Annotated in this window: 12 protein-coding genes and 1 tRNA gene; 8 read left to right on the top strand and 5 right to left on the bottom strand. The window is 66.7% G+C overall.

The window, feature by feature from the left end; all coding sequences use genetic code 11:
* Window positions 1-4 precede the first annotated feature (4 nt).
* The 4 genes from AC5P8D_RS14680 to gmk all read right to left on the bottom strand — a co-directional run bounded on the left by AC5P8D_RS14680 (window position 5) and on the right by gmk (window position 3,931).
* Complete coding sequence (locus tag AC5P8D_RS14680) at window positions 5-391, bottom strand: RidA family protein (protein ID WP_005410875.1); 387 nt, start codon at window positions 389-391, stop codon at window positions 5-7.
* Window positions 392-587: 196 nt separating this feature from the next.
* On the bottom strand, window positions 588-2,750 hold the full coding sequence (locus tag AC5P8D_RS14675; protein WP_010484045.1) for a RelA/SpoT family protein: 2,163 nt from the start codon (window positions 2,748-2,750) through the stop codon (window positions 588-590).
* Between the two features lie 105 nt (window positions 2,751-2,855).
* Window positions 2,856-3,155 carry a DNA-directed RNA polymerase subunit omega gene (rpoZ, locus tag AC5P8D_RS14670; protein WP_005410877.1) on the bottom strand — a complete coding sequence of 100 codons (300 nt, stop codon included), beginning with the start codon at window positions 3,153-3,155 and terminating at the stop codon, window positions 2,856-2,858.
* A gap of 110 nt (window positions 3,156-3,265) precedes the next feature.
* Window positions 3,266-3,931 (bottom strand): guanylate kinase, encoded by a 666-nt coding sequence (gmk, locus tag AC5P8D_RS14665; RefSeq protein ID WP_010484044.1) that lies wholly within the window; start codon window positions 3,929-3,931, stop codon window positions 3,266-3,268.
* A 291-nt stretch (window positions 3,932-4,222) separates the two neighbouring features.
* On the opposite strand from gmk, the gene fdnG reads away from it, so the two are divergent.
* From fdnG to selD, 8 genes are all read left to right on the top strand, one after another.
* On the top strand, window positions 4,223-7,291 hold the full coding sequence (gene fdnG, locus AC5P8D_RS14660; RefSeq protein ID WP_495203445.1) for a formate dehydrogenase-N subunit alpha: 3,069 nt from the start codon (window positions 4,223-4,225) through the stop codon (window positions 7,289-7,291).
* A 10-nt stretch (window positions 7,292-7,301) separates the two neighbouring features.
* Window positions 7,302-8,219, top strand: coding sequence for a formate dehydrogenase subunit beta (gene fdxH, locus AC5P8D_RS14655; protein ID WP_010484042.1), 918 nt, complete (start codon window positions 7,302-7,304; stop codon window positions 8,217-8,219).
* Window positions 8,216-8,863, top strand: coding sequence for a formate dehydrogenase subunit gamma (locus AC5P8D_RS14650; protein ID WP_010484041.1), 648 nt, complete (start codon window positions 8,216-8,218; stop codon window positions 8,861-8,863). Before fdxH ends, AC5P8D_RS14650 begins: the two co-directional genes overlap by 4 nt.
* Window positions 8,864-9,247: 384 nt before the next feature.
* The gene (fdhE, locus tag AC5P8D_RS14645; protein ID WP_495203444.1) at window positions 9,248-10,231 is read left to right on the top strand and encodes a formate dehydrogenase accessory protein FdhE; all 984 of its coding nucleotides are present in this window, start codon (window positions 9,248-9,250) and stop codon (window positions 10,229-10,231) included.
* Window positions 10,232-10,235: 4 nt separating this feature from the next.
* Complete coding sequence (selA, locus tag AC5P8D_RS14640) at window positions 10,236-11,660, top strand: L-seryl-tRNA(Sec) selenium transferase (RefSeq protein WP_495203443.1); 1,425 nt, start codon at window positions 10,236-10,238, stop codon at window positions 11,658-11,660.
* A complete protein-coding gene (gene selB / locus AC5P8D_RS14635; protein WP_495203442.1) occupies window positions 11,657-13,588 on the top strand; it encodes a selenocysteine-specific translation elongation factor in 1,932 nt (643 codons plus the stop codon). Before selA ends, selB begins: the two co-directional genes overlap by 4 nt.
* Window positions 13,589-13,612: 24 nt before the next feature.
* Window positions 13,613-13,708: transfer RNA gene (locus tag AC5P8D_RS14630), tRNA-Sec, on the top strand.
* Window positions 13,709-13,734: 26 nt separating this feature from the next.
* Window positions 13,735-14,814 carry a selenide, water dikinase SelD gene (gene selD, locus AC5P8D_RS14625; protein WP_430370353.1) on the top strand — a complete coding sequence of 360 codons (1,080 nt, stop codon included), beginning with the start codon at window positions 13,735-13,737 and terminating at the stop codon, window positions 14,812-14,814.
* 58 nt (window positions 14,815-14,872) lie between these two features.
* Here selD and AC5P8D_RS14620 read toward each other — a convergent pair whose 3' ends face one another.
* A complete protein-coding gene (locus tag AC5P8D_RS14620) occupies window positions 14,873-15,733 on the bottom strand; it encodes a YicC/YloC family endoribonuclease (RefSeq protein WP_312386257.1) in 861 nt (286 codons plus the stop codon).
* Window positions 15,734-15,823: the final 90 nt, after the last annotated feature.

Genomic DNA, 15,823 nt, shown 5'->3' with positions numbered 1-15,823 from the left:
GCGGTCAGTCGATGACCATCACCGCGTCGACCTCGAAGTTGGCGCCCTTCGGCAGGCCGGAGACTTCGATGGTGGAACGGGCCGGGTACGGGGCCTGGAAGTAGTCCTGCATGACCGCGTTGACCTTGGCGAACTCGCCCAGGTCGGTCAGGTACAGGCCCAGGCGCACGACCTTGTCCAGCGAGCCGCCAGCAGCTTCGGCCACGGCCTTGAGGTTGTCGAAGGCGCGGCGGGCCTGTGCTTCGACGTCACCGGCGCCGACGATGTCGCCGGTGGCCGGGTCGAGCGGGATCTGGCCGGAGAAGTACACGGTGTTGCCGGCGCGCACGGCCTGCGAGTACGGGCCGATGGCGGCGGGAGCCTTTTCGGTGTTGATGATCTGGCGGGACATGGTCGCTCCGGTGGGTTGGGGGAAAACAGAGCGGTGATTGTACCGGGTGGGGGTGCATCCACGCATGGCGTGGATCTACGGCAATCCGGTCATGTGATGCGCCGTCTGTAGAGCCGAGCCCATGCTCGGCTGCCTCGGGCTGGAGCAGCCGAGCATGGGCTCGGCTCTAAAGAAAGCATCCACCCATGGCGTGGCTCTACTGGCGGCGTACCGACTGCACGACCGACAGGCGGCGCAGGCGGCGCATCACTTCGGCCAGGTGGTTGCGGTCGCGTACCTGGATGTTGAACGCCAGCACGGCGGCGTTGAAGTCGCGGTCCAGGTAATCCACGCGCTCGATGTTGGAGTGGCTCTGCGCGATGGCGGCGGCCAGCTGCGCCAGCACGCCGGTGCCGTTCTCCACTTCCACCACCAGCGAGGTGTCGTAGTCGCCGGAAACGGTGGTGTCCCAGCCGATCGGCACCCAGCGCTCGGGCGACTTGCGCAGCTCGGCCAGGTTCGGGCAGTCCATGCGGTGCACCACGATGCCCTTGCCGGCGGTGTGGTAGCCCATGATCTCGTCGCCGGGAATCGGCTGGCAGCAGCCGGCGAAGGTGACCACGCCGCGCTCGCTGCCGTTGATCAGGATCTTTTCCTGCGAGTGGTGGCGCGAATGCGGGCCGCCACGCAGTTCGGCGTAGGCCATCAGCGCCTGCGCGGCCTGGGTCGGCATCCAGTTGCCCAGTGCGACCTCGGCCAGCAGCGCCTCCAGGCGTGGGAAACGATGCTCGGCCAGGAACGCATCCAGGCGCCCCTTCGGCAGCCGTTCCAGCGACGAATCCATCGCTTCCAGCGCGCGGTCCAGCATGCGGTGGCCCAGCTGCACGGCGTCCTCGTGCTCCAGCTGCTTGAGCTGGTGGCGGATGGCGGTGCGCGCCTTGCTGGTGACCACGAATTCCAGCCACTGCGGTTTCGGCGTGGCCGAGCGTGCGGTGATGATCTCCACCGACTGGCCCGACACCAGCTTGGTACGCAGCGGCACCAGTTTCTTGTCCACGCGCGAGGCCACGGCCATGTTGCCGACGTCGGTATGCACGGCGTAGGCGAAATCGAGCGCGGTGGAGTTGCGCGGCAGCGCCAGGATCTTGCCCTTCGGGGTGAACAGGTAGACCTCGTCCGGGAACAGGTCGACCTTGACGTTGTCGAGGAACTCCAGCGAGGAACCGGCAGCACGCTGCGAATCGATCAGTTCGACGATCCAGGCGTGCGCACGGCTCTGCGCACTGTTGGGTGAATCGCCGCCGAACTTGTAGGTCCAGTGCGCGGCCACGCCGCGTTCGGCGATCAGGTCCATTTCCTCGGTACGGATCTGCACTTCGATCGGCGAGCCATACGGCCCGAACAGCACCGTGTGCAGCGACTGGTAACCATTGGCCTTGGGAATGGCGATGAAATCGCGGAAGCGGCCATCCAGCGGCTTGAAGGTGGCATGCACCGACCCCAGCGCGTGGTAGCAGCTGGGCACGCTGCGCACGACCAGGCGGAAGCCGAACACGTCCATCACCTGGTCGAAGGATTTGTTCTCGTCGCGCATCTTGTTGTAGATGCTCCACGGCGTCTTGATGCGGCTGACCAGGCGGTGCTCGATGCCTTCCTTCGCCAGCCGCTGCGACAGCTGAACTTCCACCTGTGCCAGCGCTTCACGGCGTACCACCGGCTGGCTGCGGATGTGCTTTTCCAGGATCGCGTGGCGCCACGGATACAGCGCCTTGAAGCCCAGGTTCTGCAACTCGCTCTTGACCAGGCTCATGCCCAGGCGCTGGGCGATGGGCGCATAGATCTCCAGCGTCTCGCGGGCGATGCGGCCGCGCGCTTCGCGGCTCTGCGCGCCCAGCGTGCGCATGTTGTGCAGGCGATCGGCCAGCTTGATCATGATCACGCGCAGGTCGCGCGACATTGCCAGCAGCATCTTGCGGAAGCTCTCGGCGGCCGCTTCCTGGCGGTCGCGGAACTTCAGCTTGTCCAGCTTGGTCACGCCGTCGACCAGTTCGGCCACGGCTTCGCCGAACTCGGCAGCCAGCGCCTCACGGGTCAGCGGGGTGTCTTCGATGGTGTCGTGCAGGATCGCGGCGATCAGCGCTTCCACGTCCAGGCCGAGCTCGGCCAGCACCTGGGCCACGGCCACCGGATGGGTGATATAGGGCTCGCCCGACTTGCGCGTCTGCCCAGCGTGCGCGGCGGCTCCGACTTCCCAGGCGCGGCGCAACAGCGGCAGCTGTTCCGGCGGCAGGTAATGGGCGGCGCGTTCAAGCTGGAGGACGTAGTCGGGTACGGCGGCAGCGGGGGCTGCGGCGACCTTGGCAGTGGGGCCTGGGTTCATGCCCGAAGCCTATTCCAGCGCGACGTTTACGGCAAATCCTGAATGCGAAACAGCCCGCACGGGGCGGGCTGTTCGGCGATCCAGCAATGAGGTTGATCGATGCGATCAATCGTCGTTCTTGGACATGTCTTCGTCGGCGACCACTTCGGCGGCGGCCCACTCCAGCGCTTCGCGCTCGGCGCGCTCACGCTCGGCCTTCTCGACTTCGTCGATCAGCGCGTTGTCGATCTTGCGGGCGGCGATTTCGCGCAGCGCCAGCACGGTCGGCTTGTCCTCGGTCTCGCTGTTGTCCAGCGTGGCCTGCACGCCGTTGGCGAGCTGGCGGGCACGCTTGGAAGCCATCATGACCAGTTCGAAACGGTTGTTAACGACTTCCAGGCAATCTTCTACGGTGATGCGGGCCATACGGGCTCCCGGCGACCGGTCGGCCGCTCAGTCGAATGAGGGAAAGGGGACGGAGTGTACTGGCAGGGGCTGGACAAAATCAAGCCAACCCTCACCCGATTCTTTTGGAATCAGTCAGTTGCGCCCGAATCAGGGGTCAACAGGGCCTGGATCAGGCCGGCGTGGCGGACCTTCTGGGCCTCCCGGCGCAGGCGGCTGGCGGTGAAGATGGCGCACAGCTCGTCGACGGCGGTGTCGAACACCTCGTTGACGATGACGTAGTCGAACTCGTTGAAGTGCAGCATCTCGTCACGGGCCGCGCCCAGGCGCTGGGCGATGACCGCCTCGCTGTCCTGGCCGCGCTTGCGCATGCGGTCCTGCAGGGCCTGCTTGGACGGCGGCAGGATGAACACGGTGACCGTGCCCGGCACCAGTTGGCGCACCTGCTGCGCGCCCTGCCAGTCGATCTCCAGCAGCACGTCCTGGCCGGCGGCCAGCTGCGGTTCAACTGATTGGCGGGCGGTGCCCTTCCAGTCGCCATGCACCCAGGCATGCTCGAAGAAGTCGCCGGCGGCGATCATTTCCTCGAACTTTTCCGCAGAGACGAAATGGTAGTGCTGGCCGTTCACTTCACCCGGGCGCATCGCACGCGAGGTGAAGGAGATCGACAGGGCGATCTGCGGGTCACGCGCCAGGGTGGCATTGACGATGCTGCTCTTGCCGGCACCGGACGGGGCGGCAACGATGTACAGCGTGCCGCGCGCAACGGCCTCCGACGGCTTCGACGGTGCGCTCATGCGGGGGATCCAACGGGTTGATTTCGCAAAATTTTTCCTCGATGTTCCAGATCCGGCGCGGAGGATCGCGCCAGGACGGCGGGGGCTGCGCGGAACATCCTGGAACCAGGCCCGGCAGACGCTTTCCCCGGGGTGCGGGCACGCAACTTTACCAGAGCCGCCCCGTTGCGCGCCCGCCCGGCAGGCGCCGGGCCTTGTGCCACATGGGCGTGCGGGGGCCTGTGCTATAACCGGGCCGTACCCAACGACAGCCCGGAGGCCTGCGCCTCCCCGCCATCCCAGGAGAACGGCATGCCATCGATGAGCCGCCGCCAGTTCCTGAAAGTGACCGGGACAACCCTGGTCGGCTCCAGTCTGGCACTGGTGGGCTTCGCGCCCGGCATCGCGCTCGCGGAGGTCAGGCAGTACAAGCTGACCCGCGCGACCGAGACCCGCAACACCTGTACCTACTGTTCGGTGGCCTGCGGCATCCTGATGTACAGCCTCGGCGATGGCGCCAAGAACGCCGAGCCGAGCATCTTCCATATCGAAGGCGACCCTGACCATCCGGTCAACCGCGGCACGCTGTGCCCGAAGGGTGCCGGCCTGGCCGACATCATCCACAGCAAGTCGCGCCTGCTCTACCCCGAGTACCGCGCGCCGGGCTCGAACGAGTGGAAGCGGCTGAGCTGGGACGATGCACTGGACCGCATCGCACGGCTGATGAAGGAAGACCGCGATGCCAATTTCGTGCAGAAGAACGAGGCCGGGCAGACGGTCAACCGCTGGCTGACCACCGGCATGCTGGCAGCCTCGGCCACCAGCAATGAAACCGCGGTGCTGACCCACAAGGTCGTCCGCTCCCTTGGCATGTTGGCATTCGACAACCAGGCACGTGTCTGACACGGCCCGACGGTGGCAGGTCTTGCCCCGACGCTAGGCCGTGGTGCGATGACGAATCACTGGGTCGACATCAAGAATGCCGACCTGATCCTGATCATGGGTGGCAATGCCGCCGAGGCGCACCCGTGCGGGTTCAAATGGGTGACCGAGGCCAAGGCACACAACAAGGCCCGGCTGATCGTGGTCGATCCGCGCTTCAACCGCTCGGCCGCGGTGGCCGACGTGTACGCGCCGATCCGCACCGGTACCGACATCGTGTTCCTGGGCGGCCTGATCAACTACCTGTTGACCGAGGACCGCATCCAGCACGAGTACGTGCTGAACTACACCGACATGTCGTTCCTGGTGAAGGACGAGTTCGCCTTCAAGGACGGCCTGTATTCGGGCTACAACGAAGAGAAGCGCAGCTACGACCGTTCCAGTTGGGACTACGCCTACGGTGACGATGGCTTCGTGCGCAGCGACCCGACGCTGCAGGACCCGCGCTGCGTCTACACCCTGCTCAAGCAGCACTACGCGCGCTACACCGTGGAGATGGTCGAGCGCATCTGCGGTACGCCGGCCGACAGCATCCGTCAGATCTGGGACATGATCGCGTCCACCGCCGGCAAGGACAAGGCGATGACCATCCTGTACGCGCTGGGGTGGACGCAGCACTCGATCGGCGCGCAGAACGTGCGTGCCGGCACCATGGTGCAGCTGCTGCTGGGCAACATCGGCGTGGCTGGTGGTGGCATGAACGCCTTGCGCGGGCATTCCAACATCCAGGGCCTGACCGACATCGGCCTGATGTCCGACCTGCTGCCCGGCTACCTCACGCTGCCGAAACAGGACGAGCAGGACTACGACGCCTACATCGCAAAGCGCACGCAGAAACCGCTGCGCGCCAACCAGATGTCGTTCTGGCAGAACTACCCGAAGTTCCACGTCAGCCTGATGAAGTCGTGGTGGGGCGACGCTGCCACCGCCGACAACAACTGGTGCTTCGACCACCTGCCCAAGCTCGACAAGCCGTACGACATGCTGCAGGCGTACGAGCTGATGAACGAAGGCAAGATCCACGGCTACATCTGCCAGGGCTTCAATCCGCTGGCCTCGGCGCCGAACAAGGGCAAGCTGATCAGTGCGTTCTCCAAGCTGAAGTTCATGGTCAGCATGGACCCGCTGGAAACCGAGACCATCGCCTTCTGGCAGAACCACGGTGCGTTGAACGACGTCGACCCGAGCACGATCCAGACCGAAGTGTTCCGCCTGCCGACCACTTCCTTCGCCGAGGAGAACGGCGCGGTGGTGAACTCCTCGCGCTGGCTGCAGTGGCACTGGAAGGGGGCCAATCCGCCGGGCGAAGCGCGCAGCGACATCGAGATCATGTCCGAGCTGTTCCATCGCATCAAAGCGATGTACGAGAAGGACGGCGGCGCGTGGTGGGAGCCGGTGCGCGACCTGGCCTGGAAGTATTCCAACCCGAAACTGCCGACGCCGGAAGAACTGGCGATGGAATACAACGGCAAGGCGCTGGCCGACGTGTTCGATCCGAAGGACCCGACCAAGCTGGTGCGCAAGGCCGGTGAGCAGCTGGCCGCGTTCGGCGACCTGCGCGACGACGGCAGCACCTCCTCTGGCTGCTGGATCTACATCGGTGCCTGGGGCCCGACCGGCAACATGATGGCGCGGCGTGACAACAGCGACCCCACCGGCATCGGCAACACGCTGGGCTGGGCCTGGGCGTGGCCAGCCAACCGCCGCGTGATGTACAACCGCGCCTCGTGCGACGTGGCCGGCCAGCCCTTCGATCCGCGGCGCACGCTGCTGGCCTGGAACGGAAAGAACTGGGGCAGCGTGGACGTGCCGGACTTCAAGGCCGACGAAGACCCGGCCGGCGGCATGGGCCCGTTCATCATGAACCCGGAAGGCATCGCGCGCTTCTTCGCCAAGGCCGGCATGGCCGAAGGCCCGTTCCCGGAGCACTACGAGCCCTTCGATACTCCGCTGCGCAGCAACCCGCTCAGCCCGGGCCAGGCGCAGACGCTCAACAACCCGGCCGCGCGCGTGTTCGCCAGCGACCGTGCCCAGATCGGTTCGCCGGACGAGTTCCCGCACGTGGCCACTACCTACCGCCTGACCGAGCATTTCCACTTCTGGACCAAGCACGGCAAGCTCAACGCCATCATCCAGCCCGAACAGTTCGTCGAAATCGGTGCTGCACTGGCCGACGAGCTGGGCATCAACAACGGCAGCCGCGTGCGCGTGAGTTCCAAGCGCGGCCATATCGAAGCCGTTGCGATGGTAACCAAGCGCATCAAGGCCCTGCAGATCGATGGAAAGACCGTGCACCAGGTGGGCATTCCGATCCACTGGGGTTTCCTCGGTGCGGCCAAACCCGGCTACATCGCCAATACGCTGACCAACGCCATCGGTGACGGCAACTCGCAGACGCCCGAATCGAAGTGCATCCTGGTCAAGGTCGAGAAGGTGTAGGAGACACGCCATGTCACTGCAATCGCTGGACATCATCCGCCGCTCGGCCACCACCACGCCCTCGCCACAGGCGCGCAGCGCGCACACCGGCCAGGTCGCCAAGCTGATCGACGTGAGCAAATGCATCGGCTGCAAGGCCTGCCAGGTCGCGTGCATGGAGTGGAACGACCTGCGCGACGAAGTGGGCAGCTGCGTTGGCAGCTATGACAATCCGCCGGACCTCAGCGACCAGTCGTGGACGGTGATGAAGTTCCGCGAGTACGAGGACGAGAAGGGCAAGCTGGAGTGGCTGATCCGCAAGGAAGGCTGCATGCACTGCAGCGACCCGGGCTGCCTGAAGGCCTGCCCATCGCCCGGCGCGATCATCCAGTACGCCAACGGCATCGTCGACTTCCAGGAAGAGAACTGCATCGGCTGCGGCTACTGCGTGACCGGCTGCCCGTTCGACGTGCCGCGCATTTCCAAGAAGGACCACAAGGCCTATAAATGCACGCTGTGTTCGGACCGGGTGGCGGTGGGCCAGGAACCGGCCTGCGTGAAGACCTGCCCGACCGGCGCGATCACCTTCGGCAGCAAGCAGGCGATGACCGAACATGCGGCCGGCCGTGTGGAAGACCTGAAATCGCGCGGCTACGAGAACGCCGGCCTGTACGACCCGCAGGGCGTGGGTGGCACCCACGTGATGTACGTGCTGCAGCATGTGGACAAACCCGAGCTGTACGCCGATCTGCCCAAGGACCCACGCATCAGCCCGATGGTGGAGGTCTGGAAGGGCGTGGCCAAGCCGCTGGGCGTGCTGGCGATCGCCGCCACCGCCTTCGCCGGCTTCCTGCATTACATCGGCATCGGCCGCAACACGGTCAATGACGAGGAAGAAGAGGAAGCCGAACACGAGGCGAAGCAGATCGAAGAGGAGCAGCGGCCATGAAGTACGCACCGCACCCGCGACAGATCATCCGCTACCGCGCGCCGACCCGCATCAACCACTGGATCGTGGCGATCTGCTTCGTGCTGACCGCGCTGTCCGGGTTGGCCCTGTTCCACCCTGCCCTGTTTCCGCTGACGCAGCTGTTCGGCGGTGGGCCGTGGACGCGCATCCTGCATCCGTTCATCGGCCTGGTGATGGTGGTGGGCTTCGCCTTGCTGGCGTTCCGCATGTGGCGCGACAACCTGCCGACCGCCGACGATGGCAAGTGGATGCGCGGCATGCGCGATGTGCTGCGCAATGAGGATGAGAAGCTGCCGCCGGTGGGCCGTTTCAATGCCGGCCAGAAGCTGCTGTTCTGGGCGATCATCGGTTGCCTGTCGGCGCTGCTGCTGACCGGCTTCGTGATCTGGCGGCAGTACTTCAGCCACTTCTTCCCGATCGGGGTAATCCGCTTCTCGGTACTTGCCCATGCGCTGTTCGGCTGGGTGCTGATCTGCGCGATCGTGGTGCACATCTATGCGGCGATCTGGATCAAAGGGTCAGTGCGGGCGATGACCCAGGGCAAGGTGACCTACGGGTGGGCGTACAAGCATCACCGGCAGTGGTTCCGGGACATCCTGCGCGGGCGCCGGGAAGAGGGGTAGCGGCAGGGCCTGCGGCCCTGCACCCGCAGAGGCAACGTCAACGTCAACGTCAACGTCAAAAGCTGGCTTCCTGAGGGGTGGCCGGGTGGGTCCGGTTGCGGGGGACGCCGTAAACCCGTCCTTGGGGGCTTGGCCGCGGCATCCATGCCGCGGACACCCCCGCAACCGGACCCACCCCGCCTTCGACAGTTTCCTGCGATCTGTCGGGACGGCGTTCTACGTTGCGATTGGTGGGTGTCGACCTTGGTCGACACGATGAACACGGGAACGACCGAAACCGACTTTTGTAGAGTCGAACCATGCTCGACTGCTCTGCCTCGAACACGCTGGACGCCAGCGCCGACAACGGCGAGGATGGAGGCTGGTTCTTCTGGCTGGCCCTGCATGGCGCAACGCATCCTTGAACCCGGTGAGATCGAGACGCTGGCCTCGCGCGATGTGCCGCGCATCATCCTGCCCGATATTGAGTCACTGTTCGCTGAGCGCGCGGCGCGACTGCGCAGCCTGGCCGCGCACAGTGCCATCGGCGGTTACCTGCAGCTGCTGGCGGCGTTGGCCGATGCACAGCAGGCGCTGCTGGATGAACTGACACCGCAGCAGCGCGAGGCTCTGCAGTCGCAGGCGCGTGCGCAGCAGTCGAGTGCGGCGGTCGGTGCCGGCATGCCGTTGCGGCCGGCCAACACGCTTCAACTTGATGGACGCTGGCGCGACTGGCTGCGCACGCTGTGCCAGCACTGTGCCGACGAAGCCGGGCTGCCGGTAGAAACCCGCCAGGAGCTGCAGCGCGTCGCCGCTGCCGACGATGCCTGGCTGGATGCGCAGGCCCATGCCGTGCTGGAGCGTGATGATGCGCCATCGGTGGACGCGGTCGCGGCGCTGCTGGTAATGAACGCACTGCAGGTCTACTGGGCGGTGCTGGCGGACAGCTTCCGCTCCACCGACCTGAAACCGCTGGCCGATGCACCCGGCCTGTGCCCGTTGTGCGGCTCGCTACCGGTGGTCAGCGTGGTGCAGGCACGCCCACCCTATGCGTCCTACCGTTACCTGTCGTGCTCCCTGTGCGCGTGCCAGTGGCACTACGTGCGCGTGCAGTGCAGCCAGTGTGGCACCGCCGGCAAGGACATCGCCTACCGCGCCCTGGCCGATGTGGATGGCGACAGCGGCGAGGCCGTGCGCGAGAGCGCGGTCCGTGCCGAGACCTGCGACCACTGCCACAGCTACCGCAAGATCCTGTACCTGGAAAAGGATCCCTCACTGGAACCGGTCGCCGATGACCTCGGCACGTTGGCGCTGGACCTGCTGCTGGGCGAAGAAGGTTATGCGCGCGCCAGCCAGAATCCGCTGCTGTGGCAATCCGACGGCGAGTGAGGCGATGACAGCCACGCCCTCCACCCCGGCATCGGTTTCCGCCCTGCCCTCGCTGGACCGGTTGCTGCGCCTGCCTGCCCTGGCAGCACTGATCGAGGGCCACGGCCATAGTCGTATCACCCGGCTGCTGCGTTCGCACCTGCAGGTGCTGCGCGACCGTATCAGCGCCGGCCAGCTTTCGGCCGCGCAGCTGCAGGAAGCGGTTGGCGGTCCGGCGCTGGTCGCGGCGATCGAGTCCGCCCTGGCGGCCGATGCACGGCTGGATCTGCAGCCGATGTTCAATCTGACCGGCACCGTACTGCACACCAATCTCGGGCGCGCATTGCTGCCCGATGCCGCCGTGCACGCAGTCACCCGCGCGATGACCGCGCCGGTGGATCTGGAGTTCGACGTCATCCGTGGTCGTCGCGGCGACCGCGATGCACGGGTGCAGGCATTGATCTGCGAACTGACCGGCGCTGAAGCCGCCACCGTGGTCAACAACAATGCGGCGGCGGTCCTGCTGCTGCTCAACAGCCTGGCCAACCGCCGCGACGTGGTGGTGTCGCGCGGCGAACTGGTGGAGATCGGTGGCGCCTTCCGCATTCCCGACGTGATGCGCAGCGCCGGTGCCCGGTTGCTGGAAGTAGGCACCACCAACCGCACCCATCCGGCTGACTTCGCCAACGCCATCGGCGCGCGCACCGCACTGCTGATGGAGGTGCACGCCAGCAACTACGCGATCACCGGCTTCACCGCAAAGGTCGACACCGCGGCGATGGCGGCAATCGCGCACGAACACGGCCTGCCGCTGGTGGTGGACCTGGGCAGTGGCAGCCTGTGCGATCTGGCCACGTTCGGCCTGCCGCACGAGCCCACCGTGCAGGAAACGCTGGCAGCCGGCGCCGATCTGGTTTCGTTCAGTGGCGACAAGCTGCTGGGTGGGCCTCAGGCCGGCATCATCGCCGGCCGCGCCGACCTGATCGCGCGGATCAACCGCAACCCGCTCAAGCGCGCGCTGCGCATGGACAAGATGGGCCTGGCTGCGCTGGAAGCGGTGCTGGCCCTGTACCGCGAACCGGAGCTGCTGGCACAGCGCCTGCCGACCCTGCGCACGCTGTCGCGCACGCAGGACGACATCGATGCGCAGGCCCAGCGCCTGCTGCAGCCGATGCGTGCCTCGCTGGCGACGGACTACACCCTCGATCCTGCTTCGATGCACAGCCAGATCGGCAGCGGCGCGCAGCCACAGGCGCAGCTTGCCAGCGCCGGACTGCGCATTGCCAGCGCACGCCGTGGCGGACTGGATCGCCTGGCCAAGCGCTTGCGTCAGCTACCGCGCCCGGTGCTGGGCCGCATTGCCGATGACGCGTTGTGGCTGGACCTGCGCTGCCTGGAACCCGGGGACGAAACGGCCTTCCTCGCCCAATGGAGCGCGCTGCAGGCATGATCGTCGGCACCGCCGGGCATATCGACCATGGCAAAACAAGCCTGGTACGCGCACTGACCGGCATCGAAACCGATCGCCTGCAGGAAGAGCGTACGCGCGGCATTTCGATCGAACTGGGCTACGCCTATGTCCCGGTGGAAAGCAGGGACGTCGAAGGCTCGGCCGCGACGCTGGGCTTCGTCGACGTTCCGGGCCATGAGCGCTTCGTGCACACGATGGTGGCCGGCGCCACGGGTATCGATGTCGCCCTGCTGGTGATCGCTGCCGACGACGGCGTGATGCCACAGACCCGCGAGCATCTGGCCATCCTGCAACTGCTGGGCGTGGACCGCGGTGCGGTGGCGCTGACCAAGATCGACCGTGTGGATGTAGCGCGCATCGCCCGGGTCGAGATCGAGATCGCTGCGCTGCTGGCCGGAACGCCGCTACAGGATTCCCCTGTATTCGCCTGCAACAGCACCTCAGCCGATGATGCCGGCATCAGTGCACTGCGTACCCAGCTGCACGCGTGGGCGGCGGACGACGCCAGCACGCACCAGGCCGAACTGCGCAGCGAACTGTTCCGCATGCCGGTGGACCGCGTGTTCTCGCTGGCCGGCCACGGCACGCTGGTGACCGGCGCGGTACATGGCGGCATCGCCTTGGTGGGTGAGCATCTGCAGCTGATGCCGGCTGCCACTGAAGTGCGCATACGCAGCATCCACGCGCAGAACCAGGCCAGCGACCACGCGATGGCCGGGCAGCGCTGCGCGTTGAACCTGGCAGCCATCGCTCGTGACGACATCCGCCGTGGCGACTGGATCGCCGACCCGCGCGCACTGCTGCCCACCACCCGCGTTGATGTGCGCCTGCGGCTGTCCGCGTTGGCCGCGCCATTGCGCGACTGGGCGCCGCTGCATATCCACTGGGGCACGATGCACCGGCAGGCCCATGTGGTGCTGCTGGAGGACGACGATCACGGCAATGGGCAGTTGGTGCAACTGGTGTTCGATGCGCCGGTCTGTGCGATGTGTGGCGATCGCTTCATTGCCCGCGACTCGGCGGCAACCCGTACGCTGGGCGGCGGTGTCGTACTCGATCCGGATCCGCCACAGCGGCGGCGGCGCAGCCCTGCACGCCTGGCGTGGCTGGTGGCGCTGGAACAGCTGGCCACCAGCGCAGATGTTGGCCCGCTGCTTCAGCAGGCGGCCACCGGAATTCCATTGGCCGCACTGCAGCGCTACTGCCGGCGCGCCGCCGACCGGATCGATCTTCCTGCAGGCGCACAGCGCATCGCCACCCGCGACGACACGGTGGTCATCCTCGCTGCGCACTGGCAGGTGCTACGCGAACAGGTAATCGCCTCACTGCGTGGCTGGCATGAACGACGACCTGACGAACCCGGTGTCGACAGCGGGCGCCTGCAACGCAGCACCCTGCCTGCACTGGCAACGAGCCTGTGGAACGCGCTTCTCCAGGACCTGCTGGACGACGGCAGCGTGCAGCGCGTGGGCGCCTGGTGGCGCCTGCCAGGCCATGACCATGTGCCACCGGAACGCGAGCGTCTGCTGCTGGAGCGCGTGCTGCCGCAACTGCACGCCGGTGGCTTCGATCCGCCGTGGGTGCGCACCCTGGCCGCCGACATCGGCCTGGCCGAAGACGAGGTCCGCGCCATTCTGCGCCGCGCCACCACACGTGGCGAACTGTTCCAGGTGGTACCGGACCTGTTCTATGCACCGGCCCGCATTGCCGAGCTGGCCACGATCGTCGCGCAGCTGTCGCAGGCCAGCGGCGCGGTGGATGCGGCCGCTTTCCGCGATGCCATCGGCCTGGGCCGCAAGCGCAGCATCCAGATCTTGGAGTTCTTCAATCGCGTTGGCTACACTCGACGCGTCGGTGACCAGCATCGGCCGCGTGGCGACCTGCAGTGGAACGCAGCCCGCGACTGAGCCCACCGCTACCGCCGTACTTTCGGAAGGCATGCGCATCCGGGCATGCGGCTGGGCTTCAAACCCAGTAGGGGGCGTCGATCGTTCCCTGGTAGGTTCGACTCCTGCTGCCTTCCGCCATTCGTGTTTCCGCAGGAGATGTCGGCATGGCCACGCACGCGCAGTCCCCCGCCCCTTCAACGGCCGATGCCCCGCAACGCCTGACCTCGCTGGCGCACGGCGGCGGCTGCGGCTGCAAGATCGCGCCGGGCGTGCTGACCGAACTGCTGCGCGGCGTGCCGGCGCTTCCGGCACCGGCTGAGCTGCTGGTTGGTCGCGAGACCAGCGACGACGCCGCGGTGTACCGCCTTGATGACCGCCAGGCGATTGTCGCCACCACTGATTTCTTCATGCCGATCGTCGACGATCCATTCGACTTCGGCCGCATCGCCGCCACCAACGCGCTGTCGGACCTGTACGCGATGGGTGCCCGGCCATTGTTCGCACTGGCCATCGTCGGCATGCCGATCAACACGCTGCCGCAGGACACCATCCGCGGCATCCTGCAGGGCGGCGAACGCGCCTGCGCCGATGCCGGCATCGTGGTAGCTGGCGGCCACAGCATCGATTCGGTGGAACCCATCTACGGCCTGGCCGCGATCGGCGTGCTCGACCCGCAGCGGCTCAAGCGCAATGCCGATGCCCGCGCCGGCGATGTGCTGGTGCTGGGCAAGCCGCTGGGCGTGGGCGTGTATTCGTCAGCATTGAAAAAAGAAGTGCTGGATGCCGACGGCTACCGGCAGATGATCGCGTCGACCACCCGACTTAACACCGTGGGCATGCCGCTGGCCGCGCTGGACGGCGTGCATGCCATGACCGACGTCACCGGCTTCGGCCTGCTCGGCCACCTGCTGGAAGTGTGCCGTGCCAGTGGCGTTGCCGCCGAGGTGGACAGTGCACAGGTGCCGCTGCTGCCACAGGCGCTGGAGCTGCTGCAGCGTGGTTGCGTGACCGGCGCCTCCCACCGCAACTGGACTTCCTATGGCACCGAGGTGCGCTTCGCCGAGGGGTTGCCAGCACATTGGCAGCCGCTGCTGACCGACCCGCAGACCAGCGGTGGCCTGCTGGTGTCTTGCGCCCCGGAAGCGGTGGATGCGGTGCTGGCCTGTTTCCACGACGCAGGGTTCGTCCAGGCGGCCGTGGTGGGGCACTTGGGCGAAGGAGCGCCGGGCGTCAGCGTGCGCTGAAGCGCTGAAACGACAGGGGCGCTCTAAGCGCGCCCCTGCTGTAGCGCTGGATGCAGCATCACTCGATGTTCTGCACCTGTTCGCGGATCTGGTCGATCAGCACCTTCAGTTCCACCGCTGCATTGGACGTGCGGCTGTCCACCGACTTCGAGCCCAGCGTGTTGGCTTCGCGGTTGAACTCCTGCAGCAGGAAGTCCAGGCGGCGGCCGACCGGCTCACGCTGCTTGAGCACGCGGCGGATCTCGACGATGTGGCTGCCAAGACGGTCCAGCTCTTCATCCACGTCCAGCTTCTGCAGCCACAGCACCAGTTCCTGCTCGGCGCGGCCGGGATCGACCGGGTGCGGCAGGTCGGCCAGGCGTGCGGCCAGCTTGGCACGCTGGCCGTCGCGAATGGCCGGAATCAGCATGCGGACTTCGGTGGCGATGCGTTCGATGCCGTCCACGCGCTCGCTGATGGCGGCCGACAACTTGCCGCCTTCGCGCTCACGGGCCTCGACGAAGCCGTCCAGCACCTGGTCCAGCAGGGCCAGTGCCTCGACCTGCAGGGCGGCGGCGTCGGTCGCCTCGCCACGGGTCACGCCCGGCAGCTGCAGCAGGTCGGTGAAGCTGACCTGCAGGTTGGGGAAATCGGAGGTCAGGCGGTGGGCCAGGCGGCCCAGCTGGCCCAGCAGGGCCTCGTCCACCTGCAGGTTGGCCGCCGCTTCCGGCGCGCGCAGGCGCATCACCAGATCCAGCTTGCCACGGCTCAGGCGTGCGGCGATGCGCTCGCGCAGCTGCGGTTCGAGCGCCCGCAGTTCCTCGGGCAGGCGGGTGCCGACCTCCAGGAAGCGGTGGTTGACCGAGCGCAGCTCGCAGCCCAGCGTGCCCCACGGGGTGACCCGCTCGCCGCCGGCATAGGCGGTCATGCTTCGAATCATGGATTGTGTCCGGTGCGTGCAAAGGGGGAATGGTACCCTAGCGCCCTCATCAGAGCCCCCTTGCCCGCCCCGTGAAGGCCGCGGGCGTGG

This window comes from Stenotrophomonas sp. YJH_SMC_101-4 (assembly GCF_059370395.1).
The sequence above is the reverse complement of the archived record's forward strand: the minus strand, read 5'-3'. Positions and strand labels throughout refer to the sequence as shown.